Annotated in this window: 23 protein-coding genes; 11 read left to right on the forward strand and 12 right to left on the reverse strand. The window is 49.0% G+C overall.

Features of this window, described 5'->3' with window-relative positions:
- Positions 1-79: 79 nt before the first annotated feature.
- From istB to intI1, 5 genes are all read right to left on the reverse strand, one after another.
- Positions 80-892: an IS21-like element helper ATPase IstB gene (istB, locus tag KZZ10_RS08010; RefSeq protein ID WP_259660958.1), complete on the reverse strand. Its 813-nt coding sequence runs from the start codon at positions 890-892 to the stop codon at positions 80-82.
- Complete coding sequence (istA, locus tag KZZ10_RS08015) at positions 882-2,393, reverse strand: IS21 family transposase (RefSeq protein ID WP_259661028.1); 1,512 nt, start codon at positions 2,391-2,393, stop codon at positions 882-884. Before istA ends, istB begins: the two co-directional genes overlap by 11 nt.
- A gap of 57 nt (positions 2,394-2,450) precedes the next feature.
- Positions 2,451-4,013 (reverse strand): ATP-dependent nuclease, encoded by a 1,563-nt coding sequence (locus KZZ10_RS08020; RefSeq protein ID WP_259660959.1) that lies wholly within the window; start codon positions 4,011-4,013, stop codon positions 2,451-2,453.
- A gap of 473 nt (positions 4,014-4,486) precedes the next feature.
- A complete protein-coding gene (locus KZZ10_RS08025) occupies positions 4,487-5,110 on the reverse strand; it encodes a tyrosine-type recombinase/integrase (RefSeq protein WP_019425179.1) in 624 nt (207 codons plus the stop codon).
- 243 nt (positions 5,111-5,353) lie between these two features.
- A complete protein-coding gene (intI1, locus tag KZZ10_RS08030; RefSeq protein WP_083377976.1) occupies positions 5,354-6,367 on the reverse strand; it encodes a class 1 integron integrase IntI1 in 1,014 nt (337 codons plus the stop codon).
- A 168-nt stretch (positions 6,368-6,535) separates the two neighbouring features.
- Between intI1 and KZZ10_RS08035 the strand changes: the two genes are divergently transcribed.
- From KZZ10_RS08035 to KZZ10_RS08065, 7 genes are all read left to right on the forward strand, one after another.
- Positions 6,536-6,952, forward strand: a complete 417-nt coding sequence (locus KZZ10_RS08035; RefSeq protein WP_100120406.1) for a cupin domain-containing protein — start codon at positions 6,536-6,538, stop codon at positions 6,950-6,952.
- Between the two features lie 660 nt (positions 6,953-7,612).
- Entirely contained in the window at positions 7,613-9,187 is a 1,575-nt protein-coding gene (locus KZZ10_RS08040) for a hypothetical protein (RefSeq protein WP_259660960.1), read from the forward strand.
- Positions 9,188-9,309: 122 nt separating this feature from the next.
- On the forward strand, positions 9,310-9,801 hold the full coding sequence (locus tag KZZ10_RS08045) for a DUF6641 family protein (protein WP_259660961.1): 492 nt from the start codon (positions 9,310-9,312) through the stop codon (positions 9,799-9,801).
- Between the two features lie 301 nt (positions 9,802-10,102).
- Positions 10,103-10,669: a hypothetical protein gene (locus tag KZZ10_RS08050; RefSeq protein ID WP_259660962.1), complete on the forward strand. Its 567-nt coding sequence runs from the start codon at positions 10,103-10,105 to the stop codon at positions 10,667-10,669.
- 222 nt (positions 10,670-10,891) lie between these two features.
- Complete coding sequence (locus KZZ10_RS08055) at positions 10,892-11,830, forward strand: hypothetical protein (protein ID WP_259660963.1); 939 nt, start codon at positions 10,892-10,894, stop codon at positions 11,828-11,830.
- Positions 11,831-11,851: 21 nt separating this feature from the next.
- Positions 11,852-12,334, forward strand: a complete 483-nt coding sequence (locus KZZ10_RS08060; protein WP_259660964.1) for a hypothetical protein — start codon at positions 11,852-11,854, stop codon at positions 12,332-12,334.
- A gap of 37 nt (positions 12,335-12,371) precedes the next feature.
- Complete coding sequence (locus tag KZZ10_RS08065; protein ID WP_259660965.1) at positions 12,372-12,935, forward strand: alpha/beta fold hydrolase; 564 nt, start codon at positions 12,372-12,374, stop codon at positions 12,933-12,935.
- Here KZZ10_RS08065 and KZZ10_RS08070 read toward each other — a convergent pair.
- Positions 12,932-14,239 carry a hypothetical protein gene (locus tag KZZ10_RS08070; RefSeq protein WP_259660966.1) on the reverse strand — a complete coding sequence of 436 codons (1,308 nt, stop codon included), beginning with the start codon at positions 14,237-14,239 and terminating at the stop codon, positions 12,932-12,934. The genes KZZ10_RS08065 and KZZ10_RS08070 overlap by 4 nt on opposite strands.
- A gap of 546 nt (positions 14,240-14,785) precedes the next feature.
- Positions 14,786-16,882: a TonB-dependent receptor gene (locus tag KZZ10_RS08075; protein WP_259660967.1), complete on the reverse strand. Its 2,097-nt coding sequence runs from the start codon at positions 16,880-16,882 to the stop codon at positions 14,786-14,788.
- A gap of 582 nt (positions 16,883-17,464) precedes the next feature.
- On the opposite strand from KZZ10_RS08075, the gene KZZ10_RS08080 reads away from it, so the two are divergent.
- The gene (locus KZZ10_RS08080; protein WP_259660968.1) at positions 17,465-17,794 is read left to right on the forward strand and encodes a hypothetical protein; all 330 of its coding nucleotides are present in this window, start codon (positions 17,465-17,467) and stop codon (positions 17,792-17,794) included.
- On the opposite strand, the gene KZZ10_RS15465 is transcribed toward KZZ10_RS08080, so the two are convergent.
- Positions 17,766-17,939, reverse strand: a complete 174-nt coding sequence (locus tag KZZ10_RS15465) for a helix-turn-helix domain-containing protein (protein WP_375372544.1) — start codon at positions 17,937-17,939, stop codon at positions 17,766-17,768. The genes KZZ10_RS08080 and KZZ10_RS15465 overlap by 29 nt on opposite strands.
- 482 nt (positions 17,940-18,421) lie before the next feature.
- Positions 18,422-18,661: a hypothetical protein gene (locus KZZ10_RS08085; protein WP_259660969.1), complete on the reverse strand. Its 240-nt coding sequence runs from the start codon at positions 18,659-18,661 to the stop codon at positions 18,422-18,424.
- A 62-nt stretch (positions 18,662-18,723) separates the two neighbouring features.
- On the opposite strand from KZZ10_RS08085, the gene KZZ10_RS08090 reads away from it, so the two are divergent.
- The 3 genes from KZZ10_RS08090 (at position 18,724) to KZZ10_RS08100 (ending at position 19,933) form a co-directional block, all read left to right on the forward strand.
- Positions 18,724-18,846 carry a hypothetical protein gene (locus tag KZZ10_RS08090; RefSeq protein WP_259660970.1) on the forward strand — a complete coding sequence of 41 codons (123 nt, stop codon included), beginning with the start codon at positions 18,724-18,726 and terminating at the stop codon, positions 18,844-18,846.
- A 415-nt stretch (positions 18,847-19,261) separates the two neighbouring features.
- Positions 19,262-19,405 carry a hypothetical protein gene (locus tag KZZ10_RS08095; RefSeq protein ID WP_259660971.1) on the forward strand — a complete coding sequence of 48 codons (144 nt, stop codon included), beginning with the start codon at positions 19,262-19,264 and terminating at the stop codon, positions 19,403-19,405.
- A gap of 405 nt (positions 19,406-19,810) precedes the next feature.
- Positions 19,811-19,933 carry a hypothetical protein gene (locus tag KZZ10_RS08100; protein WP_259660972.1) on the forward strand — a complete coding sequence of 41 codons (123 nt, stop codon included), beginning with the start codon at positions 19,811-19,813 and terminating at the stop codon, positions 19,931-19,933.
- A 205-nt stretch (positions 19,934-20,138) separates the two neighbouring features.
- Here KZZ10_RS08100 and KZZ10_RS08105 read toward each other — a convergent pair whose 3' ends face one another.
- The 3 genes from KZZ10_RS08105 to KZZ10_RS08115 all read right to left on the reverse strand — a co-directional run bounded on the left by KZZ10_RS08105 (position 20,139) and on the right by KZZ10_RS08115 (position 23,536).
- Positions 20,139-21,278 (reverse strand): tyrosine-type recombinase/integrase, encoded by a 1,140-nt coding sequence (locus KZZ10_RS08105; RefSeq protein ID WP_259660973.1) that lies wholly within the window; start codon positions 21,276-21,278, stop codon positions 20,139-20,141.
- Between the two features lie 214 nt (positions 21,279-21,492).
- Positions 21,493-22,854 (reverse strand): heavy metal sensor histidine kinase, encoded by a 1,362-nt coding sequence (locus KZZ10_RS08110; RefSeq protein ID WP_259660974.1) that lies wholly within the window; start codon positions 22,852-22,854, stop codon positions 21,493-21,495.
- The gene (locus KZZ10_RS08115) at positions 22,847-23,536 is read right to left on the reverse strand and encodes a heavy metal response regulator transcription factor (RefSeq protein WP_259660975.1); all 690 of its coding nucleotides are present in this window, start codon (positions 23,534-23,536) and stop codon (positions 22,847-22,849) included. Before KZZ10_RS08115 ends, KZZ10_RS08110 begins: the two co-directional genes overlap by 8 nt.
- Positions 23,537-23,673: the final 137 nt, after the last annotated feature.

The following is a 23,673-nucleotide window of genomic DNA, read 5'->3' on the forward strand; positions in this document are numbered from 1 at the left end:
AAGCGCTATTCTGTTGAGAATCACTTAAAACTGACCCAGAGTTTTCATCTAAAACTGACCCACCCTGTTACTGCATAAATTACAGTGTTTCTGTGGATAAGTTAAGTTTTTTCGTATCTGAATCCCCCTCTTTGTTTGATTTTCTGTTGGTCTGTTTTTTACTGGACTCACTTTGTTTGAAGCGCCAGGATTCGTTTCCGGTTTCAACGATATGGCAGTGATGCGTGAGTCGATCTAGTAGTGCAGTTGTCATCTTTGCGTCACCAAACACCTTGGGCCATTCTGCAAAGCTCAAGTTTGTTGTGATCGCCACGCTCGTATGTTCATATAGTTTCGATAACAGATGGAATAAAAGTGCACCGCCTGCCTGACTGAATGGTAGGTAACCCAGCTCATCCAGAATAACCAAGTCTGCATAGACCAGGCGATGGGCAATCTGCCCCTGTTTTCCCGCTGCTTTTTCTAGCTCGAGAGCGTTGACTAATTCGATCGTAGAGAAGAACCTGACTCGTTTATCGTGTTGACTGATTGCATCGATACCGAGCGCCGTAGCTAGATGCGTTTTACCTGTGCCAGGACCACCAATAAATACTAGATTATGTGCGGCATCTAGAAACGACAGCGTACGCAACTCGGCCATCAATGATTCATCGACTTGCGCTTCACTGAATGTAAATCCGTTGAAGTCTCGATGAGCCGGGAATCTTGCTGCTTTCATTTGATAGGCTACCGAGCGAACCTCTCTTTCTGCCGTCTCTGACTTAATAAGCTGCATCATGAGTTGCTCTGGATCGAAGTCAGCGACTCGATTGTGCGCTGTTAGCTCAGGCCAGCTATGGGCCATGCCGTGGAGCTTGAGTGACTTCAGATGACGAATGATTTCATGGGACATGATTGACCTCTGTTGGAATGTTACGCAGCGTTTCATAGCGAGAGACGTTCGCTAAGGGCTCTACTCTGAGGTTCAGTGGAGACACCAGAACGGTTTCAGGCGTGACGGGATTTTTAAGACGTCCCAGAACATTGAGTACGTGTTCTCCACTTGGGTGTCCAGACTCAAGCGCAATCTCTACCGCTACAAGCACCTCTTCGATACCGTGCACCGGTATGGCAGATAAAACTTGCGCCATCACCCGATCTCCACCCGGATGGCGAAGAAGGTGGCGTTGAAGACTCAACAACGAGTCGGGCATAGTCATGAACGGTGCGCCGTTGCGTAAAGCACCAGGTTTGCGCTCAATGAGCGGGATGTAATGCTCCCAGTTATAGATCGTTACGTACCGATCAAACTGACGTACATGGCGGGCAATCTCCTGATCATCGGCAACAAGCACTAATTCCGCAGGGTAGATATGCAAGCTGACTACGCGATGGGCAAACGGTGTCGGTACGCTGTACCTATTGCGCTCAAAGTGGATCAAGCTCGTCGATGAGACTCTTATTGGTTGCTCGACATAACCATCAAAGGGCCTAGGGCACGGCATCATTTGCTGCTGCTCATCTTGCAGCACATCAGCAATCGTCATCGTTGGCCATTGCGGATGCATCATCTCAGTCCATGCCGTTCGACAACGTTCAGAGACCCACGCATTGACTTGCTCGAGTGAGTCCCATCGTTGGTTACCAACCTCTACCCAGATCTGACGTCGACGATCCTGAACATTCTTCTCAACGATGCCTTTCTCCCAACCAGAGGCTACATTACAGAAGTCAGGCTCAAAGAGATAATGGCCACACATTGCTTCGAAGCGTGCATTGACCTTGCGCCCCTTACCTCGGAGCACCTTGTCGACGGCTGTCTTCATGTTGTCGTAGATGCCTCGTCGTGGCACTCCACCAAACGCGATAAATGAGCGAGTGTGAGCATCAAATAGCATCTCATGGCTCTGCGTAAAGTACGCCACCATCCAGAAGGCACGCGACGAGGCAAGTTTGCAATGCGAGACTTCCAGCCGTCGCCGTAAACCCGCGATCCAGACGTACTCACAGCTCCAGTCAAACTGGAAAGCTTCGCCATGAGCAAAGAACATTGGTACGAACGCTTTACGGTCTGGCGCATCCGTGATCTCTTGGCGTAACTTACGCACCCAGGTGGCTAGACGCACGTAGCTGCCTGCATAACCTTGGGTTTTGAGCTCGTTAAACATCACCTTGGCCGTGCGCCTTTCTTTCTTGGCGCGGTGACTATCCGCTTTTAGCCACTGCCGAATCTGCTCAAAGTGTGGTTCAACGATGCTTTTAATCGGTCGAACCGGATACTGCGGCTCCACCATATCTGGTTGTCGTAACCATTGCCGAATGGTATTTCGGGATAAATTGGTGCGACGCGCAATCTCTCGGATCGAGAGCTTCTCGCGCAAGTGCATCCGCCTAATTTTAGCTAGCATGCCCACTGTGATCACTCCAAATTCTCCTGCTCATTCCTTGAGCAGGACATTCAATCACATGGGTCAATTTTGGGTGAAAACTATTGCTCTAAGTGGGTCAGTTTTGGGCGATCGCCAACAGACCTGGGCCTCAATCAGAGCCTGCGCACGAGCATCTTGTAGGTCGCAAAGGGCGAATGTCCGTTTGCCAATGGCTTTATACAGTTTTGCCATATCAGAGATATTGCCTTCACCATCGGCATTCACGATGCAGACACCAAGCGCCTCGATTGAAGAATAGGTCTCGGGCTTCAGTTCTGCGAGTCTCCGGCATGCAGCTGGGAACGAATCGGATTCTGTCGCTCCTTCAGCTATTAGAACTCGTCGTGCGAGCAGCCCTTCGCAGAATCTTTGCCGAAAATCTTGCCGATACCGTTTCAACTTCACACTGTCTGGGAGTGCAACCTCCGCCTGAAGAAGTTTGCCGGCTGCGTTGCGCGACAGAACAATCGTCTCAGTCAGCGCAAACTCTTCGAGCACATAGGGCGAGTGTGAGGTGAACAGCGTTTGTGAGGCCAGCTTGCGGACCTCATGGATGATAGTTTTCTGCGCGTAAGGCGGGATGGCCGTCTCCGGCTCCTCCATTGCGAAGATGACGTTCTGCTTATCTTCGGCAATCTGAGACAACATAGCAAGGACCAGCATGTTGATCGTTCCTGTTCCTTGACGATAGAAGGGGGCGGCATGGTCACCTTCACCTGTTGCAATGAACGCGGTGATGACTTTTCGTAAATGTTCACGGGTCAGATTTGAGACTTTTAGATGAGGCTCTACTCCCCACTCTTTTGGAACGTACTTCTTCAACGCTGTGTTGATGCTCTTAAGCACACCTGATATGCCTAGTGCTGGGTCTTCAGCTACCGAGAATGACGCCAGGTTCTCTATTGCACCCTCCCACATCTGCGGACGTACTTCCTTCAGGCGCAGGATGATGTCGAGCAGGCTTCCTCGTTCAAGACTTAGCGCACGTGAACCGGTGCGCACTGAGCGTAAATAGAGGAAGCCACAGACCTGCTTATCCTTCTTGTTAAATGACACAGGCGAACCGCCGGTAATCGTACGTGCGTAGTAAGTCTTTCCTTCAAAATCGTCTTCCTCTGGGTCATAGTGGCCCAAGAACGCGACACGCAGGGCATGCGTTATGTTTGCAGCGTCCACACCTTCCGGTGCAGCATCGCTGTAAAGTTTTTTCTGTTTCGAGTCCCAAAACTCGACATAGTCGCCAAACCGCGCCTGCTGCTCCCCCGTTAGGTCAATGATCGTCACTTCAATTTTGATCGTTAGGGCTTCCTTGCCTGTAGCCTCTCCTTTTGCGCCTTCGGCGCCAGGTGCACCTAGCGCGTCAACTGCGACGATAGGCTGGGCAGCCCCTACGTTTTTGGTGTGGTACTGCCCTCGATAGAAGTCATGCTCGTCAATTGGGGGAGTGCGATTCAGCCTGTCTGGACCAAGTGTCAGGTCCAAGGCTTCCAAAACTGTCGTCTTCCCCGTATTGTTATCACCGAGCAGAACGGCATGCTGGGAGAAAAAGAGGGAAGCCTCTTTGACGCCTCGGAAGTTCTGGATATGAATGTGTGCGACCTGCATGAGCTCATCCCTTTTGATATTATGAAAGCGAATGTGCCCCGTCTATCTTTGAGATAGTTTGATTTATTTGAGCGATTCGTGTCAAGGCATTTTGCAGCTTGGTCAAACGGCCGACCGGAAGTTGGATTTCGTCAACCGGGGGCTATGTAGGTGTGGATGCTATTACGCCCCAATCTGGTTAACCTTTTCTTAGACGTACCGCCTACCGCACAATAAACTCGGCATGTCGTCATTAACTGAGCTATTCAGTTAGCCAAGGTTCGGGAACATGCGTGCACTAACTCCAGATCTATTGAAACCAGGGTGCAACAGTGAGTTCCGACCTCGGTAGTTCCGACACGTCGCTAGCTAGCTAGCTGCCGTTCGCGAAGGACTGTAATTGGCCGAAAGCAACACTTTTGAATGCACCCACATAGCTGCCATTGAAGGCGGTCGACCCGGTGTCGGAACAAAGGCCGCCTTCAATGACCGTCTCAGATTTCAGTCTGCTCGGAGATTTCAAGAGCGTCGTCGACCTCGATACCCAGGTACCTCACGGTCGATTCCAGCTTGGAGTGACCGAGCAGCAGTTGCACGGCTCGGAGGTTCTTAGTGCGTCGATAGATCAGCGTGGCTTTGGTCCTTCGCATCGAATGGGTCCCATACTCGGAACGATCCAGACCAAGCTCATCCACCCAGTGCCCGAGAATCCGAGCGTACTGCCGGGTTCCGAGGTGGGGGGAGTCGTGGAGCCTGCTCGGAAAAAGAAAGTCGTCGGATTTCAATGCCGCCTGCTTGATCCACGCTTGCAAGGCCTCTCTGGTGACAGCCGTGATCTCGAATTGCACTGGGCGCTTGGTCTTGTGTTGCATGACGATTGCTCGGTTGGCCACCTGATCGCCATGGGTCACGTCGCGGACTTTGAGTGATACGAGGTCACATCCGCGAAGCTTACTGTCGATACCAAGGTTGAAGAGGGCGAGCTCGCGAACCCGTCCTTCCATCTGAAGCCGTACGCGTAGGGCCCAGATGTCTTTCACCTTGAAGGGCGCTTTCTGCCCGACGATCTTGCCCTTGTTCCACGGTTCGTGATGAACCACATTGGTTGAGGTTTCCATGATGGTCTCCCATCGAGTTGAGGGGAGCAAAGCATGCGCTTTTGGGGTATAACCGCCTTGCGCTATATCAAGTCAGAAGAGATCACTCCAGTTGAACTGATGACTGCAAACGAGTGGGGCCGTCAACCAGCGCATTCGGCCATCAGCGGACGCAGGGAGGACTTTCCGCAACCGGCCGTTCGATGCGGCACCGATGGCCTTCGCGCAGGGGTAGTGAATCCGCCAGGATTGACTTGCGCTGCCCTACCTCTCACTAGTGAGGGGCGGCAGCGCATCAAGCGGTGAGCGCACTCCGGCACCGCCAACTTTCAGCACATGCGTGTAAATCATCGTCGTAGAGACGTCGGAATGGCCGAGCAGATCCTGCACGGTTCGAATGTCGTAACCGCTGCGGAGCAAGGCCGTCGCGAACGAGTGGCGGAGGGTGTGCGGTGTGGCGGGCTTCGTGATGCCTGCTTGTTCTACGGCACGTTTGAAGGCGCGCTGAAAGGTCTGGTCATACATGTGATGGCGACGCACGACACCGCTCCGTGGATCGGTCGAATGCGTGTGCTGCGCAAAAACCCAGAACCACGGCCAGGAATGCCCGGCGCGCGGATACTTCCGCTCAAGGGCGTCGGGAAGCGCAACGCCGCTGCGGCCCTCGGCCTGGTCCTTCAGCCACCATGCCCGTGCACGCGACAGCTGCTCGCGCAGGCTGGGTGCCAAGCTCTCGGGTAACATCAAGGCCCGATCCTTGGAGCCCTTGCCCTCCCGCACGATGATCGTGCCGTGATCGAAATCCAGATCCTTGACCCGCAGTTGCAAACCCTCACTGATCCGCATGCCCGTTCCATACAGAAGCTGGGCGAACAAACGATGCTCGCCTTCCAGAAAACCGAGGATGCGAACCACTTCATCCGGGGTCAGCACCACCGGCAAGCGCCGCGACGGCCGAGGTCTTCCGATCTCCTGAAGCCAAGGCAGATCCACACACAGCACCTTGCCGTAGAAGAACAGCAAGGCCGCCAATGCCTGCCGATGCGTGGATGCCGAAACCTTACGCTCGTTTGCCAGCCAGGACAGAAATGCCTCGACTTCGCTGCTGCCCAAGGTTGCCGGGTGACGCACTCCGTGGAAACGGATGAAGGCACGAACCCAGTGGACATACGCCTGTTCGGTTCGTAAGCTGTAATGCAAGTAGCGTATGCGCTCGCGCAGTTGGTCCAGAACCTTGACCGAACGCAGCGGTGGTAACGGTGCAGTGCTGGTTTTCATGGCTTGTTATGACTGTTGTTTTGTACAGTCTATGCCTCGGGCATCCAAGCAGCAAGCGCGTTACGCCGTGGGTCGATGTGTGATATTATGGAGCAGTAACGATGTTACGCAGCTGGGCAGTCGCCCGAAAACAAAGTTATGCGGCACTCATCGAAATGGAGATTGAAAATGAACAGACTAACTAAACTCATCTTATTCGGGGCGGCTCTAGCTGCGTCTGTAGCTCACGCACAAGATCCGAAAGACATCCCACAAAAATCTGGGGTAACACCTACGGATCTCATAGTACGCGGAGTGGACGGCACAGCGAATCTGGACTTCACAGTCATAGATGTGAAGTACGAGCCAGGTGGTGTCAACCGTCGCCATTTTCATCCAGCGGCGGTCACCTTCTATGTAGTTTCTGGGACACCAGTTTTCCAGCAGGAGGGCAAGGAACCCATTACCCTAAAACCCGGTGACAGCCTACTCGTTCCGGCCGGCACCACTCATTCCCATTGGAACCCTAGTAAGACTGAAGGTGTTCGATGGCTGGAATTCATCGTGGCTGAAAAAGGTAAAGGAAGATCCATCCGAAAGCCTTGAATAGAAAGTTTCGCCTCATAATCACGAAAGGAAAATGTAACCGCGACCAGCCGCCTTTGGTCGTAAGCAGAAAAGTAGAGGCCCATGAAGTACACAACCAAGTGCCGCATAACCATGCGCTGCAGCGAACCCGGCATGACGTCGTGGTTTGCAATCCACGCGTCCCGTGCGCCGGGTCGCTGAGCTTGGGTCGTTGAACGACAGCTTTCCCAAAAGCTCTACGGCGGTTCAGGGTCGAGAGCGTGAATTCACCGTTTCGAGCAGCGGACTTTCAGCCACGCGCTTTCGGTGCGGTCGGCTAACCAGCCAAGCAAGACGACTGCAGTTCCTTCGATACCGGTCGTTCATGTCACCGCAATGCTCAGTGAGTCATTGACGGCTTTTACCGAGCAATATGAACCAAGCACCTCAGTTCGGCTGGCCGCAATCGCTGCATAGCTGTCAATGAAAAAAACTTTTACTTAATCAAAAAAGAGAAGCTGCATGCCTTCGGCATATGGTGGTAATGCCACTCCAAGATCCCACTTATCCAATATATTTCAACAAATCAGGCTTATAAATTACTATATGTCTGTGACTTTTTTTGTGGTCGTGAAATCTGTAAAAAGGTGCTAAATACACTGGAAATCCTAGATTTCATTTGCAAGGAACGTGTATCAAGTGATCAAGCTCACAGTCCATGAGTCGGTAGAAGCAGCCCTACAGAAGGCTTTTCCCAAGCCAGCTGCGGCTGCCAAACGGGCGCTGGCTAAATACATCAGCGTTGTGGAATCCATGCTGTTTGATGCCCTTCAGCGTGGGCAAACACCCGAGCAACGCAAACTTGGACTTTACGCAATTTCACTAGACCAACTGGCTAATAAAGGCGGGCAGATCGGACCCAAAAAGATCCGCGTGCATAAATGGCTCACGGACAACGACTGGGACATCGTCCAAACGGTGGTCAAGGGCACTAAGTTCTCTGGGCAGAATTCCCAGGTCAAGCTCACACCCCTTGTCACGATACAAAACGACTTGCAGATTCCTGCTGCATCCCTGTCTGCCGCCACAACTGACGAAGAGATTGATGCGTACCTGAGCGGTAATGATGTCAGCAACATTGCCTTGTTTGATCACCTTTATCCAGAGTACAACTTGGAATGGCGCGAGGACAAGCTGCGGCAGCTTTTCGATTGGGTGCCAGTTGATGTTGAGTCAGTCAAGGCATATGTTTATTGGCTTGAGACTGAATCAAAGATGATCCAAGGGCCCAAGAAAGATTTGGCACTTCGACAAGCGTTATCAATTCTTGGCATAGCCGCTGTTACCAAGGGCTACTACCTCCAACGCAAAAAACTCAGTCCGTTTGGTCGTACCTATTACGAAGGAACCAGCGTTCAAAACGTCAACAAGGAGTTGCGCCGCGCTATGCTGGGTAACTGCTGGGAATACGACATCCGAAGCAGCGTAGTCGCTTGGAAAATGGGCTATGCCCGTGGCTACTTAGCTGCCAGTGGACTTGATCAAGATTTGAAGAAATCATTTCCCGCCACGCTCCTGTACTTGGAAGACAAAGCAGACTTCATGGCGACAGTGCGCCATTATGTTTTTCCAGAAAGTAGCCCGGTACCCAAAGATCTACGACCCAAGCTACTCAAGCAAGCGTTTACCGCTATCAGCTTTGGTGCACGACAAACAGCTAAAGGGTGGTTAGATGCATCTGGCAATTGGACTAACCCAGCGCTTGTAGAGATCCTGCAAAACACTGAAGACAGAATGCGATTTCTTGCCGACGATACGGTCAAGCTTTTCATCAAAGAGCAAAACGCACTGGACGACTACCTCTACGATTTGTTCAAGAAGTTCCGTCCTGATTTGCTGCTCGAGCGATACCTGCAGACGGATAGCGGAAGACCTAGCAAAGCCAAGGTGCTCGCCTACCTTTATCAGCACGGCGAAACGCATGTCATGGATATTGTTCGTCAAGCAGCAATGGCTAAAGGGCATGTACCCATTGCCAATGTTCACGATGCCATTTTCTTCAAGCGTCGATTGGGTGCTGAATTCAAAAGTGAAATTGAATGGCAGATGCGCGAGCAAACAGGCAACCCATACTGGCATCTCACTCCCAAGCAGATCGAACGCTACACACCGCGATCATTAAACGCAAAGCGTGAAGAGCAAGAACACAAGGACCGAATGGCAATTGAGCAAGCGCGTGCTGTAGCGTACTACTCAGGTTCAAAGCCAGTTTGACCATCTTAAATTTCAGTAATCTGAGTCCTTCCAATCTGTCGGGTTACCAATCATTTCGGTTGTCCAGAGCCATGGTCTGACAATAAATTAGTTATTCCTGCAACACACACAAGGAGTAGCAAATGTCAGGTTTAAGTGCATTGAAATTCGTCGCCAGCAAGCCTCAACAGGGCAATAGCCCTAAGCACGCTCGTCGTCAAAAACTTAGCAACAAACTTCATGAGCAGATACAAATGGCCAAAGCCGTTCAATCTGGGACTGAGTTTGTGCCAGTAAAGATCCGCAGCGTTAAAGATGAAGCAACAGGGGAGACGCGCAAAGTTGAGATCCCTAAGCGCTTGAAGCCATGGTGGTGGCCAAGCGATAACGGCAAGATGTGCATCACTGTTCGCTATGGTGCTCGTACACTCGAAGTGGTCGAAGGAAAGAACGCCATCGAGACAGAAAACATTGCAGGCGTTATCACTACGCTTGAAGTGTTGCGAACGGCTGTAGATGCGGGCGAACTTGATGGGCGTATAGAAGCTGTTAGCGGACTGGTCAAAGCTGGCTTTGACAAAGAAGCTACTTCAGGCAAACGACCAACCCTGAAGCTTCCAGCTAAAGCCAATTAAACACATTGATGTTCAACAAGCCGACGCTAAGGTCGGCTTTCTTTTGGCTATCTGGGTTTGATTGGTTGAATAGGTTTGATCGTGTTCGATTTGGGTTTGAGTAGTTGACTCAAAGCTTTTTGTGCGCGTTGTGCTTTTTGTCTTTCGCGTTCAACTTTCAGTACGTCAGTGGCACGTTTGCTTGAGGCTTTCAGTTGATCAAGCCTCAGTTGCTCTGGTGATTTTGGTTTGGCAAGCTCAAATATTCGCATGCATTTATTTATGGCAACGGATAAATAAATGTAGGAAAAGGAGACCAAACATGAGATTTATGGAAATTGCCAACCCTGAGGACCAACTGGCGCTGTGGAAGCTGGTATCTGACAAGATGTGGGCAGCATTTGCTCAGCCAGTCCCGCAGCCTGACAGCACCCAGGGGCCTCAATCATCAACCCTGAAGGGTAGGGTGGCTAACCCAGCAAAGCCTGTTGCCAGACCCACCACCAAAACTTCACATAAAGCTTCAGCCAAATCAAAGACCAAGGCGGTTAAGCCCAAGCGTGCGCCAATGGCCCCAGCTCCAAAACCTCTACCAAAGCCCAACCCTCAGCAAGTGACTTCAACCCAAGATACAAAACAACAGGCCCAGCAACATCAGCAACTGGCCCAGCACCTGCATAAGGAGTTGATGAAACCCAACCCCCAGCAAAGAATCTACCCCCAGCCACCAACCCCCATACAAAAACCAGTGACCCCCATCGAGCCAATGACCAATGGCTATGACGAAAGAGACAAGGACGAGCTGGTATTTCACTCACGTGCCCAGCACCCTTTCAAGACCATAAGTCAGACAAAAAGTGCGTTATCGGGTCAAAAGCGTGGTTTTTAGGCAGAAAACATAGTGCTTTTTTGAACCTGATTCGCGGTCACGACAGGCATAGCTCAAATGGTTTGATAGGGTCTAGGATAATTTGCCCCTTTGATTTCTTGGTCAGCGATTGTGGCTCACGTAGTTGGCAGGCGAACTCAATGGGTTCAAAATGCTAGCAAGTTGACTCTTAAACGCTCGGGCTAGTGTCATGCATATTCAGTCAAATTTGGAGGTGAAGGCATGAAAGTTTTTCTTAGTTTGTATGGCCACACGAACAGTGCTTCACTCCCATTAAGAATGGGTATCGCGATTACTGAAAAGCACCAGCAATTCGCGATTCTTGAAGATGCACAGTACGACGAAGAAGGCACTCTTAGCCAGCGACAAAATGAGCTTGACCGTGGCAATAAACATTACACAGGAACTCTAGTAATTCCAAATGAGTCACGATCTGTAGACAAGCCATACTGCCTTGATTGCAGGGTCGTTTTAGGCTCCCCAAAAACAAGCGAGCAAAGTCCTCCTGTTGTTACTTTATTAATGAAGATGAGCAATAGGGGTGACATGACAGTCACGGCCCATATTGAACGCATGCTCAAAAGAGGTCAAATAACAACTGAGGATTTGATTAAATATTTTCATCCTGCTTACGTTCGCGGTGAAATTGAATCGTCAAACGACTGTGAAGATATTTTCAGAAAACATATTGTTAGTATTGCTCTTGATAGCAAGGCAGCAGATGCAGCAGGGCAAGAGATCATTAAAAATCCTGAGCCGATTTTAAAAGCTATCATTGAAAGTGAAATCGAAGGCATTGAACTTCGTGCGCCGTCAAAATTTCAAAAGTTGTCTATCCCACATGTCAAATACGAGTACGTTATGGCAGATACATATATCGAGGATGTGAGAATTGAAGACGACATGATCAAGTTCAGGTGCATTGATAGCAAAGGCGAACTTCGTGAGATGCATTCATTTAAGTTGTCTCCTCGAAAACATCTGTCGTCTCTTCATCAATATGCTTTCGAATATCTAAAGAGCCGACAAGAACAACGAGCGTTATTTGCAGTTTGCAACTCTGATCCGTGCAAAGGTTTTTTCGCTGAAAGTGTTACAGCAATTTCTTTGCAATTGATGCGCTCAGATACTGCGAAAAAAATGACTGCCATTCAAGACTAATTAAAAAGACTAGAGAGTTATATGGATAGTTTCAATATTATTTGGTGCACACTTTGGTCAGATTATTTCATGACCCAACATCAGTACGATGATGAGAATCGGCGCTTTAATGTTCCAGTCGCGGTTGCTGCAGATTTCCTGTTTTTTTTATCTGAGATGCTTGGACAACAAAAAACTGGCTATTACTCTGATGATGAACAAAAATTTGTATCTGTAGAACTGTCAGATGAAGATGTTGACAAACTCACTGACTGGATCCTTGACTTCAATTTTTCCACAAGAAAGCCCTTAGGTTTGACTATGCCGGATTTGTATCTTGATGAAGAAAAAATTTTAGTGTCTACAGTAAATGTCTATTGCCACAGAATCGCTGAATTCCTTGCATACATGATCGAAAATCAGAGCAAAGGGCGCGATGAAGTTGCAGAATGGGCCACTAAAAATTTCCTATTAATCTACGCAAAAGCTTACGCTGATGCTTTGAAAGCCAAGGACTCTAATTAAATTTCCTAAGATTTTTCAAAAATTAGTCGAGAAATCAATGGAAATATCTGGCTTTAATAAAACCGCTATTTACTACCTTCCAGGTCACGGCGGTCAAATCAACAATGGTTTAGGGCAGGCTCTAGTTGCTCGAGGGAATGAAGTCGTTGGACGAGAGACGGTGGGTGTCTTTAAGAAGCTAGATTTCAACGATCAAGTCACAACCATTGCCAATGACATAAAAGAACACTTTTGGCGCGATGATGCCAAGATCATTGCCAACTCTTTCGGAGGCTATTTGTTGCTTCATGCGTTGTCGAAATTGGATCCATTCATTGGAAAGATACTGCTGTTATCGCCAATCGTAGGGGAGTTTTCAAGCGAGGAAATCAGCATGGGATTTATCCCGCCGTATGCAGATCGACTCAGTGAACTTGCTAGTTCCAATCAGTACCCAGCGCCACTGAACTGTTCTTTTCACGTTGGTTCAGAGGACTGGCAGAGCAATCCAGAAAACGTCACTAAGTTTGCAAGCTTGCTTGGGTTGCCAGTTACTGTTGTACCAAACGCGGGACATCAACTTCCCAAAGACTATGTTTCTTCCTTGTTGGACAACTTTTAGTCTATGTAATGTCTTCGCTCTTCTGCGTATATAGCTTCAAAGTCTGGTTGGTGATCATCAGGTAATGGATCAACATACCAAAGCTCTTTGATTTTCTTTGTGGGCTTCTTGGCAGCGCGCTTGATTCTTTTGATCCGAGTCTCAATTGGTTGTATGGTTTTGAGCTCAGTCTTTACAAGTTCAATCCACGTAAAGCCAGCTGCTTTCTCATCGGCAGGCAGTTTTGAAAAGATCCCTTTCATTGTTTTGAGATAGACCTTCAATCGAATAAGGTTCTCTAAATCCTTGCTTTCTTTTAGTGCGTGCTCAAGTTGATTCTTCCGAGATTTGGCAATGCGCTCGTTGTAGTCCCATATGTATTTTTTTCGTTCGCTTTCGCGGGCTCGAATCTCTCGCTGCTTGGATTCTTCAATTTCCTCATCCAATTTTTTGACAATGTAGCCAACTATGTTTTCGATCTGATGCTCGAGCTTTAAACCAGAATCTTTGAATGCTTTCTTTGTGTAAGAGCTCCATCCAAAATTTATACAAAGTACGTTTTGAGGCACTTCTATTTGAGACGACTCCCATGCGTAGTTGTGAAGTTGTTTTTCGATTTTGCTTAAGGCAGGTGTACGCCCTACCTTTGTGTAAGGTTCTCGGAAATTGAACTGAAGTCTTTCACCATCCTTAACGGCGTTCATTGTTGTCCCTGAACGATCATCGAAATCAATTTGAATTTCGATCCCTTTTTCTTCTAATCGTTCAAAGAGCTCATCAGCAATGCAGATGGCGCGGATGGCGTTTCTAGCCGTTGCGTACAAAGGAAATCCATGTCTAGACGATCGGAAATACGAGAATGAAAAGATATGTGTTGGAGGAAAAGTTGGTGGTTTGTCCTTGATGGTTTCAAACTTCACTACGTTTTGTTTTTTCTCCATCTCAACGATGAACTCTTTGATCTCATTGAACGCTGTGATGCAGCGTTCATGCTTTAGTTGCTCTGGCGATCGCAGCTGTGACGTTGGTGGATTGAGCGCAATTTTTATCGCAGCTTTTTTTACTTCTGACCGCTCTTTATTCAGCTTGATTTTGTAATCGTCATTGATCTCAATGATGGGGTTGAAATCTTTGTCAGGTAGTTCTGGTCTAGGAGCTTCTTTGCCAAATTGTTTGCGAGTCCAGTGACCTTGAAGGGGGAGGGGGATCTGATGCTTGACGCAAATCTTTCTCAGTCCAACATCACTAAGTTCGAATTGCTTGGAGAGTTTGGTCATGGGCATTGACCAGACCAATTCGAAAAGTTCCTGTCTTGATTTTTCCATCGCTGGCCTCCATAGAAGTTACAGCGAAAACTCTATACACTTTGGTTCGTGTTGTGACTTGTGAGCGGGTTCGGTGATAGTTCAAATCACACAAGCGTAAAGAGTCTTTACGCTTGATGTCCTATAAGTTCTAAAATCTTATAAAAAAGTAAAACCTTTTAATTCATAACTATACTACAACTATACTACTTTAGCCCCGGCGTAATGTGCTAACTTGTTGATTTTAAACAGGAAAATGACAAAGTGCTTTAGTCTTCACACTGCAGGGGTCGCAAGTTCGAAACTTGCATCGCCCACCATTTTTGCCAAATCTGAACACCACCAAGCACTTAGGTTGTTTTCAGAATTTACTATTTAAGAGTTCGGCATATGCTTCCCTAGGAAGCATTTTTTTTTGCCTCTGTAAAACTGAATCTTGTTGATTTATTCATCGCGATAAAACGGATTGAATTGGGTTACAAAACTTAATATGCTCACGCTACGTGAGCAAGGATGCATGTGAAATTTTGATCGCCACATACGCCATCACACCAAAGGTTGCGGCCATTAGTATTTGATTGCGTAAGTTAATCGAACAGATCGCGGTTCTCCCGGATGAACCAGTGCATTGTCAGAAATCAATGTGCCATTGCGGACGGTTCGCAATGGGTCTGGTGCGTAGTACGAAATGTCATTGAACTTGCGATCAAAGACGTTGAGTACATCAAAATAAATCGCTTGGTTGTTTTCGGAATTTCTACGAGCTTTGAAGTTGATGATGGAGCTCGAATTTGATCTGACGCTGTTATCTTCAACTAATGCAGCAGGTCCGATGTATCTGAGTTGTCCAGTTAAGTTCCACTTGCCAACATCTTTTACTGTGGCAGCTAACAAGGCTACCTTCTCAACTGCATTAGGGACGAACACGCCAGATCCATCTTCAGTGTTGTAACGAGATTTTGTCCAAGCAAGGTCAGCGTCTATGACTAACTTAGAACTTGGCATCCAGCGGTTATTCCATTCGACACCAGTTCTTCGGCTAGATCTTCCTGATTCAGTTCCGCCTGCATCCCCTACGTAAACCAACTCAGCATCGAAATCCAATCGCCATAGCGAAAGGGAGGACTGCAAGCCTTGTATGGCCTCGGTTTTTATGCCGACTTCGTAGCCTTTGGATGCAACTAGACCAGGAACGCTTGCAACAGTTTTAGTGGAGTCAATGGGGTCAACCTTTGCTGTCGTACCGCGAGCATCGTTACTGTGAAATCCTTTCCCAGCATTGAAGAAGTATTCAGTCTTTTGCCATGGACCAAGGACCATGCTGAATTTTGGTGACCATAAGCCTGCAGTAGCTGCTCCAGAATTTTGGTTTTGCAAAACGCTCTTAACATGGGTGCTGTATTGGTCATATCGCAATCCAAAGTTAGTTCTGAGCCATGGCGTCCAGTTTGCCTGTGCGTCACTAAAAATCCCAGTCAAGTTTTGCCTCACTTTATCTTGTCGAATCCATGAACTGACTGAGCGTGATTGAGTGTTGGCTAGATCAACATTTATTAAATCGCTTCTGCTTTGAAGTCCTAGCGTGTTGATCCATTCAACGTCGCCATCAATCACCCATTGACGTGAACTTTTGACGCCATAGACATTGCGATGCTCTTTTTGCATGAACTGATCACCATTGACGGGATCATTGGTGAAATAAGTGAAGTTTGAAAACAGAGTGAGGTCATAGTTGATGGCGTAGACCATGACTTTGTCGGAAACTTTCCCGTGTGACTGTCTCCAATCCAGAGATAGGCTTGAGCGATCAGTCTTTCCTCCGTCTGATGAATCTAGGCTGTCAAATCGCCCAAAGGGTTGCCCATTGTTCAGGCCTGAGTTGATCAACGATTGGGGTACTTGATCTGTAGACGTCCAACGAGCTTGATAGCTCATAAGACTTGCGGTCCAACCGTTTGCTTTGCTTCCATCGCTGAGCATGAAGATGCCGTTAGTTCTTCTAAGACCCTCAGGCGTTGACCAAGGGCCGTTGTTGTTCATTCGCTCTAGACCCACAACGTAGTTCATACCGTTGGAAAGTTCATGCGATGCTGCTCCTACAAAGCGTTGATAGCCGCGCTGACCCAGTGTGAATTGCGTGAAGTCCTTGTCTAGCTTGGTCTTGTAGTGAAAGTCGGCGGAACCAGCAGAGGAGAAATCTCCATCTTGTGCGTAGTAAGGTCCTTTTCGGTAATCGATTCGCTGCACAAGCTCAGGGATCAAAAAGTTCAAATCGCTGTAGCCTTGACCGTGTGCATTGGTTGGCATGTTGATCGGCATGCCATTGATGCTGGTAGCGAAGTCACTGCCATGGTCGAGATTGAAACCACGCAAAAAATATTGGTTAGCTTTGCCGTCGCCTGAGTGTTGGGTGACAACCATGCCCGGAACATATTCAAGCATTTCACCGGGGCGTAGAAGAGGGCGGTTTTCTATGATTTGAGAGTTGATCACCCCTTGAGAGGCTGAGTCACTGCTACCCACAGAGTTATCGTAGTTGCCTACAACTTCAATTTCTACAACACCAGTGTGAGCTGGACTGATGCACGGAGCGATGGTCAGAACTAGGGCAACGCACCAGTTGGGAGTGCACCAGATCAACTGATGGGTTTTTCTAATCAACATTCAAATCCATGAGCAAAATTGGGGCTTATGGATTTTGAATTCTAGGGCGTTGAATTAATTGGTTTGGGTGAGTGTTCAAAATGCGCAAGCGTAAAGACTCTTTACGCTTGCTGTCCTACAAGTTCTAAATGATCCAAATAAATTAGTAATTTATAACTCTTGGCTATACTACAACTATACTACTTTGGCGGTTTTGTAAGCGGTTAAGTCGTTGATTTAATTGGAGAAATTGGCAAACTGCCATAGTCTTCACACGGCAGGGGTCACAAGTTCGAACCTTGTACCGCCCACCAAAAATCCCAATAATATTAATGACTTGTAAGTAACTGCCGACGTACAGCCCCGTCTAGTATCCTAAAGGTATCCTAAAGGGCTTTTTTACGGGTCTCAGTCCGACTAGGTCGAGTTGCTAATTTTTTGTTGCAAGTTGCATTCGCAAAGCCAATACTCTGTGCGATGAACTCTAACAATCAACGATTACTCTTTGGTAATACATTCTCACTGGGTTTGCTTTACGTTCTCCTGCAGTTAGCGTTGGCTGGAGGTATCTACATTGCCTTTTGATCCAGCCCACCGCTACTTTTGAGTGCAATGATCGAATGGCTGCCTTATAACGCTCACCCTTTCAAGCTCGGATCAAACTTTGACTGGCTGGTCTATAACGTTCCAGACGGGCTTTGGTCATTCAGTTTCATGAGTTTTCTCCTGATTGCATGTAGGAACGATCGCCCGGCAACAAGAAAGCTCTGCTTAGCTTTCGGATCTATTCTGATGATCGGCGTTGAGGTAGCTCAGGGCATCTATATTCCCGGCACATATGATCACCTCGATGTGCTGGCTACCGTCGCGGGGATGGGGTTGTCGTACCTATTTGCTGCGCCGTTTATCGCACCAATAGCTCGGTTCGCCTGACGACCTCCGAGGGTGTAACGCCCAGAGCGGGGGCGATCTTGAATAGCGTGATCAAACTGGGATGCTGCTCGCCCAGTTCCAAAAGGCTGACAAACGTTCGGCGCAGATCGGCTTCAAGCCCGAGCTGCTCAATGATCAGTGGCACTCGGTTGTGCTACTAGAGTGGAAACTGCCACCACATACATTAGAGGGACTGCGAGTGGAAGGGACTTCCACTAATTGCAATTACACTCTGGCGCGGATGAAGCAAGTATCAGCTCCCGATACCCCTTACCCACCTAGTAATAGTGCTGTGAGTTTCTCAAACTCTCTCGATTGCAAGATTGCCGTCGTATGCCTTCGAGAAGGGGCTTGGGTTTAAATTCAAAGATAACGTTATCGCCGCCCATGGAAGGCGCGAGACTACTCGGGGGAGAAAATTGAGCGCAAGCGTCAGTTGCAGAATGAATCAGAAGAAAGCTGAGGAGGCTCCTGAGGAGCCACCTGACACTCTTGAGATAATCAAGAGCGCTGAGTTCCGCAAGGAGTGCGACTCCGCACCGTTGAATCAGAGGATGGCGTTCGACTGGCGGCTGAAGTGGTTAGCATCGACGCATAAGTAAGCATTGTCAATCAGAAATCGATGTGTCAGACGAAATCGATCCGCGACTGTCTGCTACTGCGCATAATGTAAGCCGTGGCAGCGTATCCGCTAGTCAGCGTGCCTTGGCGCTTGTTACTGTGAATGCGTGGCGCAGGAGTGGGGTGACGAACAAGGCGCATCCTCAGGATGCACTCTGATGTCTCAGGGAGGTTAACCAACTCTCGCGCTTGCACATAAATAATGGTTGACACCCATTCAGCACCGATACTATAAAAGTGGTGCATTCATAAAATGCCTTTAGCTGGTGTTAACTTCTTCTGCGCCGGTAACCCACTTGGAGTTTGCGATGAACATTGAACTTGAAGAAATTGTTGTGCTGGATGTCTCTGATGATGCACTGGAGCTGGCTGCGGGTGGTGCGAAGGGGGGAACAACCGTAACCTACCCATGTAATACAGGGTGTTATTAGCCCTGTCTCTTGGGTGCATAATCACACTGAGGGTCTTAGCTCCTGCTGCACCGGTAACCCTACCCACTTGAGTACTAGCCACCTTCGGGTGGCTTTTTAACGCCCGAGCAGCATCGTTTGAGCAAAATACAGTGCATAGGTCAAACAACGAAGCAGTCGATTTGCGGGGGTGCGGGTACGGTGGGGTGTCGGTTGGCTGAAAACGACAAGAGGTAGGCTGAGGCGATGACTCAGGTATCTCAGTTTTTACGGGTGAGTCAGGAGGTTTAGCCAACTCTTGCAGTCACGCACTAATACTGCAAATAACGGTTGACACCCATCGAATAGTAGTTTTATAAATTTAAGGCATTCTTAAAATGCATTAGCCGAGTGTTAGCTCCTGCTGCGCCGGTAACCTACAACCTTGGAGTCTGCTATGAACATTGAACTTGAAGAAGTTGTTGTACAGGATGTCTCTGATGATGCACTGGAGCTGGCTGCGGGTGCTGCGCAGGGGGGGCTGGCTTGTGGCTCCTCCACCAACCCTCAGCCATGGTCTGCCAAGGGGTGCGGGTGTTAGCTATTGCTGACCGGTAACCCATGCCCACTTGGGTACTAGCCACCTTCGGGTGGCTTTTTAACGCCCGAGCAGCATCGTTTGAGCAAAATACAGTGCATAGGTCTGCATACCGAAGCCGTCGATTTACGGGGGTGCGGGTACAGTGGGTGTGGCTGGCTGAAATCGACAAACGGTCGGCATTCTCAGCTACGAGGTGATGGCTCAGGTGTCTCAGTTTTTACGGGTGTCTCAGGGGATTTAGCCAACTCTCGCAGTCACTCACCAACAACGCATATTTATTACCCTGCGACGTCATTAAGGACTATAAGGGTAAGGCATCCTTAAAATGCACTTACCTGTGTTAGCTATTGCTGACAGCAAACCCACACCCAACTTGGGCGTGGGTATTCAACCTTGGAGTCTGCTATGAACATTGAACTGGATGAAGTTGTTGTGCAGGATGTCTCTGATGATGCACTGGAGCTGACTGCCGGTAGTGCGCAGAGAGGAGTTTTTACGCCTGATACGAATTTTTATTGGGTGTGTTAGCTTCTGCTGCGCTTGTAACCCACTTGGGTACTAGCCACCTTCGGGTGGCTTTTTAACGCCCGAGCAGCATCGTTTGAGCAAAATACAGCACATAGGTCTGCACAGCGAAGCCGTCGATTTACGGGGGTGCGGGTACGGTGGGGTATCGGCTGGCTGAAATCAACAAGGGATGGGGTAATCTTCGCGGCGACTGCTTGATTGCTAGCTAACGGATCATCCGAATCTTATCCAGCTTAGCCTTAACCTCGTCATGCCTGAGGTGACCGTAATTCTTCTCAATCATTGATACCGACGTCCCAGTAAGCTTCGCAACGGTAAAAACATCAATGCTAGCCCGCATCATCTCTGATATTGCCGTGTGTCTGAGCGAATACAACACTACAGTATCCGACAAACCTGCTTTCGTGACCGCATCTTTGAGTGGTTTTTTCCAGCTATCTTTATTCCACGCTTGACCAAAGCTTGTCGCTAGCAAAGGTGCGGCTGGCGTCTTTCCTTTACTTCTTTCTGTGAAGAACTTTGCAGCTTCGGTGGAGATTGCAACTGTTCTGCTCCCAGTCTTACCTCGCAGGGTTAGAACCCCTTGTGATCTATTAAAGTCACCTACGTTAAGTGCAGCCAGTTCCCCGGGACGAGCGCCTGTTAGCAGCGCAGCTTTGACTAGAAGGGCTAGGTCAGCGGGACATTCGGAAAGCAGAGCGGCACGTGCATCTATAGTCAAGAAGGCATCTTTCCGACGAGCGCCCACTTGGCGAAATGGCTTGACTATGGCCCATGCATCGTCGCTTGCGACTAAGCGATTGGTGTACGCGAGAGTGAGAGCAGCCTTTAGACTCGACAAATTTCGATTGGCTGAGTCCTTTGATCGACGGATGTCCTCTTCCTCAGCGCCCTTGTCTTTGTTGATTTGGTCGTTGAGCCACTTGCGGACGTTGATGCTGGTGAGCTTGGTTAGCAATATGCTCCCGATGGGCGCTTTATCTACAAGTCGCTTGAAGCGACCTTGGGCATCTTGGGCGGTTGATGTGCGGCCTTTGTCCTTAAGGGCAAGGACATAAGCGTCTGTGGCATCTTTTACCTTGACGTCGGTGGTGTAGATCCCTTGGGCTGCAAGGGCCAACCATTTCCGCGCAGCTTTTGCTGCAATATCAAATGAATCATGTGTGCCGAGAGCTTGATACCGCTTTCTGCCATCCTCGTCCAATCTCCGCGCAATCCAAGTGCCTTGTCCGGTGGCGGGCTTTCTGTACCCGAGCGCTGCAAACTTTTCCAGTGTCGCCCAATAGGGTTCGCGCCGAGGCTTCAGGCGATCTCGCTTCGTCTTGCTATCGATCGGATTTGCCACGATTTTCTCCGTACGGATTTTGTACGGATATTCTACTATGGACGACTATGGATTGAAATAGACGATTTTCATAGGTAAAATGAAGGAGTCGAAAGACTTAATGGACGTTAAAAAACACTAAATCCTGCCTTCACACGGCAGGGGTCACAAGTTCGAACCTTGTACCGCCCACCAAAATAAACTCGTTCGAGCCTAAGATCGCGGGATCTCCTTGTTACAAGGTCTTGCTAAAGGTTGGAAAAACCAGTGTAAATCTTGTGTGCGGCTGTTTCGAGCTGACTCTTACAGTGCCACCATGAGCCAGCATCAAAGACATAGTGATGGATAGACCTAACCCGATACCACTATGCTCGGGATGTGGGCGAGACTTTTGGGTTCGGTAAAAGCGATCAAATAACCGAGGGATCATCGCTTCATCGATTGGATTGCCCTCGTTCACTACGGAGAGTTCAACAGTCTCGGGGAGGGCAGTCACACTAACTTCGACCACGGACTGCTTAAACGCATGCCTGAGCCCATTCGATAACAAGTTACTGATGGCGCGCCTCACCATCAAACGATCGCCAATGATCGTTGCATCTCCTTCGAGCGACAGGCGCACGCCTGCTTCTTCTGCGACGGCCTCATAAAAGTCAAATAACGCGCGCACCTCTTTTGCTAGTGAGAGTGGCTCACGATTGGGAAGCTCAACCCCGTTCTCAGTCTTGGCGAGGTACAACATGTCGGACACCATGCGCGCTAAACGCTGAAATTCTTCAGCGTTTGAAGCAAGCGTGTCGCGATAAGCGGCTGAGTCTCGTTCGCGCGTCAGTATGACCTGTGTTTGCGTCATCAAGTTGGTAATTGGAGTGCGCAACTCATGCGCGAGATCGCTTGAAAACTCCGAAATGCGTTGAAAATCGGACTCTAAACGCTCGAGCATGAGATTCAACCCCTGGGCGAGCTCTGCGAGCTCCGGCGAACTATTCTCAGTCGGCATTCGGATATTTAGTTGTCGCGAGTCAATGTTACGGGCACGCTCTCGCATAACGCGTAGGGGCCCTAGTCCGCGCTGCGCCGCCCACCAACCCAATAGGCCGCTGAGAATCGTGGCAATCAACAAGTAAATTGCTAGGGAGTAGTGAAGCTGTGTCATGAAGTGGGCGTGATGGTGTAAGTCTAGGGCGACCAATAAAAAACCGCCCTGTCTTAGGGGCTCCTTAATCCCCCGCAAAGTCATCCCGCCTGTTTGCCAATCATAGGTCTCGCCGCCTGCAAGCCTAGCTTTAAGTAGCTGAGAAAAGTCTATGTCCTTCGTGACTGGGCGCACAGATGCTGCATCGGTTAGCGCAATGTACAGTCCCTCGTGACTTTCCATTTGTTGCTCGATTGCGGAGCTTATTACGTTTGAATCGGAGTTCTGCTCTAGGTTACGTTGTACTAGGCTTGCTTTGCCCTGGAGATAAGCCAGATCCAGATCGACGAAATGCAAATAGCTGGCACGCGCGACCATTACGCCGAGCCCGCATAGTACTAACGCCGAAATCAAGGCGTACAGAACTGTTAAGCGAGATACCAGCGTGAGCCGTTTAAACATCACGCGCCTTGTTAGGCTCTAGTACATAGCCCATCCCACGTACCGTTTGAATCAGCCTAACTTCAAAGCCTTCGTCTACTTTGGCGCGTAACCGACGCATCGCTACTTCGATGACATTGGTATCACTATCGAAATTCATATCCCAAACCAAGGATGCGATCAAAGAACGTGGTAATACCTCACCTTGACGACGCATTAGTAACTCCAACAGGCCAAATTCCTTGGGCGTCAGGTCAATCCGCTTACCCGCACGCGTGACACGACGCTTAAGCAGATCTACCTCGAGATCCGCGATCTGCAAGGTTGGACTTTCTGTCGCCGTTGGACCACGTCGTAAGACATTCCTTACCCTTGCTAAAAGTTCGGCAAAAGAAAAGGGTTTCACCAAGTAGTCAGCCGCACCTAGTTCAAGGCCGCGCACACGGTCTTCGACCTGATCCTTGGCAGTTAAAAAAATAACTGGTGTCGCAACCCCCGCCTGAGTCAGCGCTTGTAAGACTCCCCAGCCATCCATGCGAGGCAACATGACGTCCAAGATAATCAAGTCCTGGTCGCCCTCGATTCCGAGATGTAAACCATCCAGACCATCTTGAACAAGATCGACTGTAAAACCGGATTCACGCAAACCTTGGCGCAAATACTCGCCCGTTTTTGGCTCATCCTCGACGATCAAGATTTTCAACGGGAAGAACTCCTATGGTCAGCGCTAGCATCAGGGGTGTTAAGGCCTAAGCTAGCGTCTCTGAGGACTATACCCCAGCGCTCTGGCAACGCAACATACCAAGCGCAACATGACAATTTTGTAATGTTAACGTCACG

This window comes from Zwartia hollandica, assembly GCF_019923725.1.
Classification (GTDB): Bacteria; Pseudomonadota; Gammaproteobacteria; order Burkholderiales; family Burkholderiaceae_B; genus Zwartia; species Zwartia hollandica.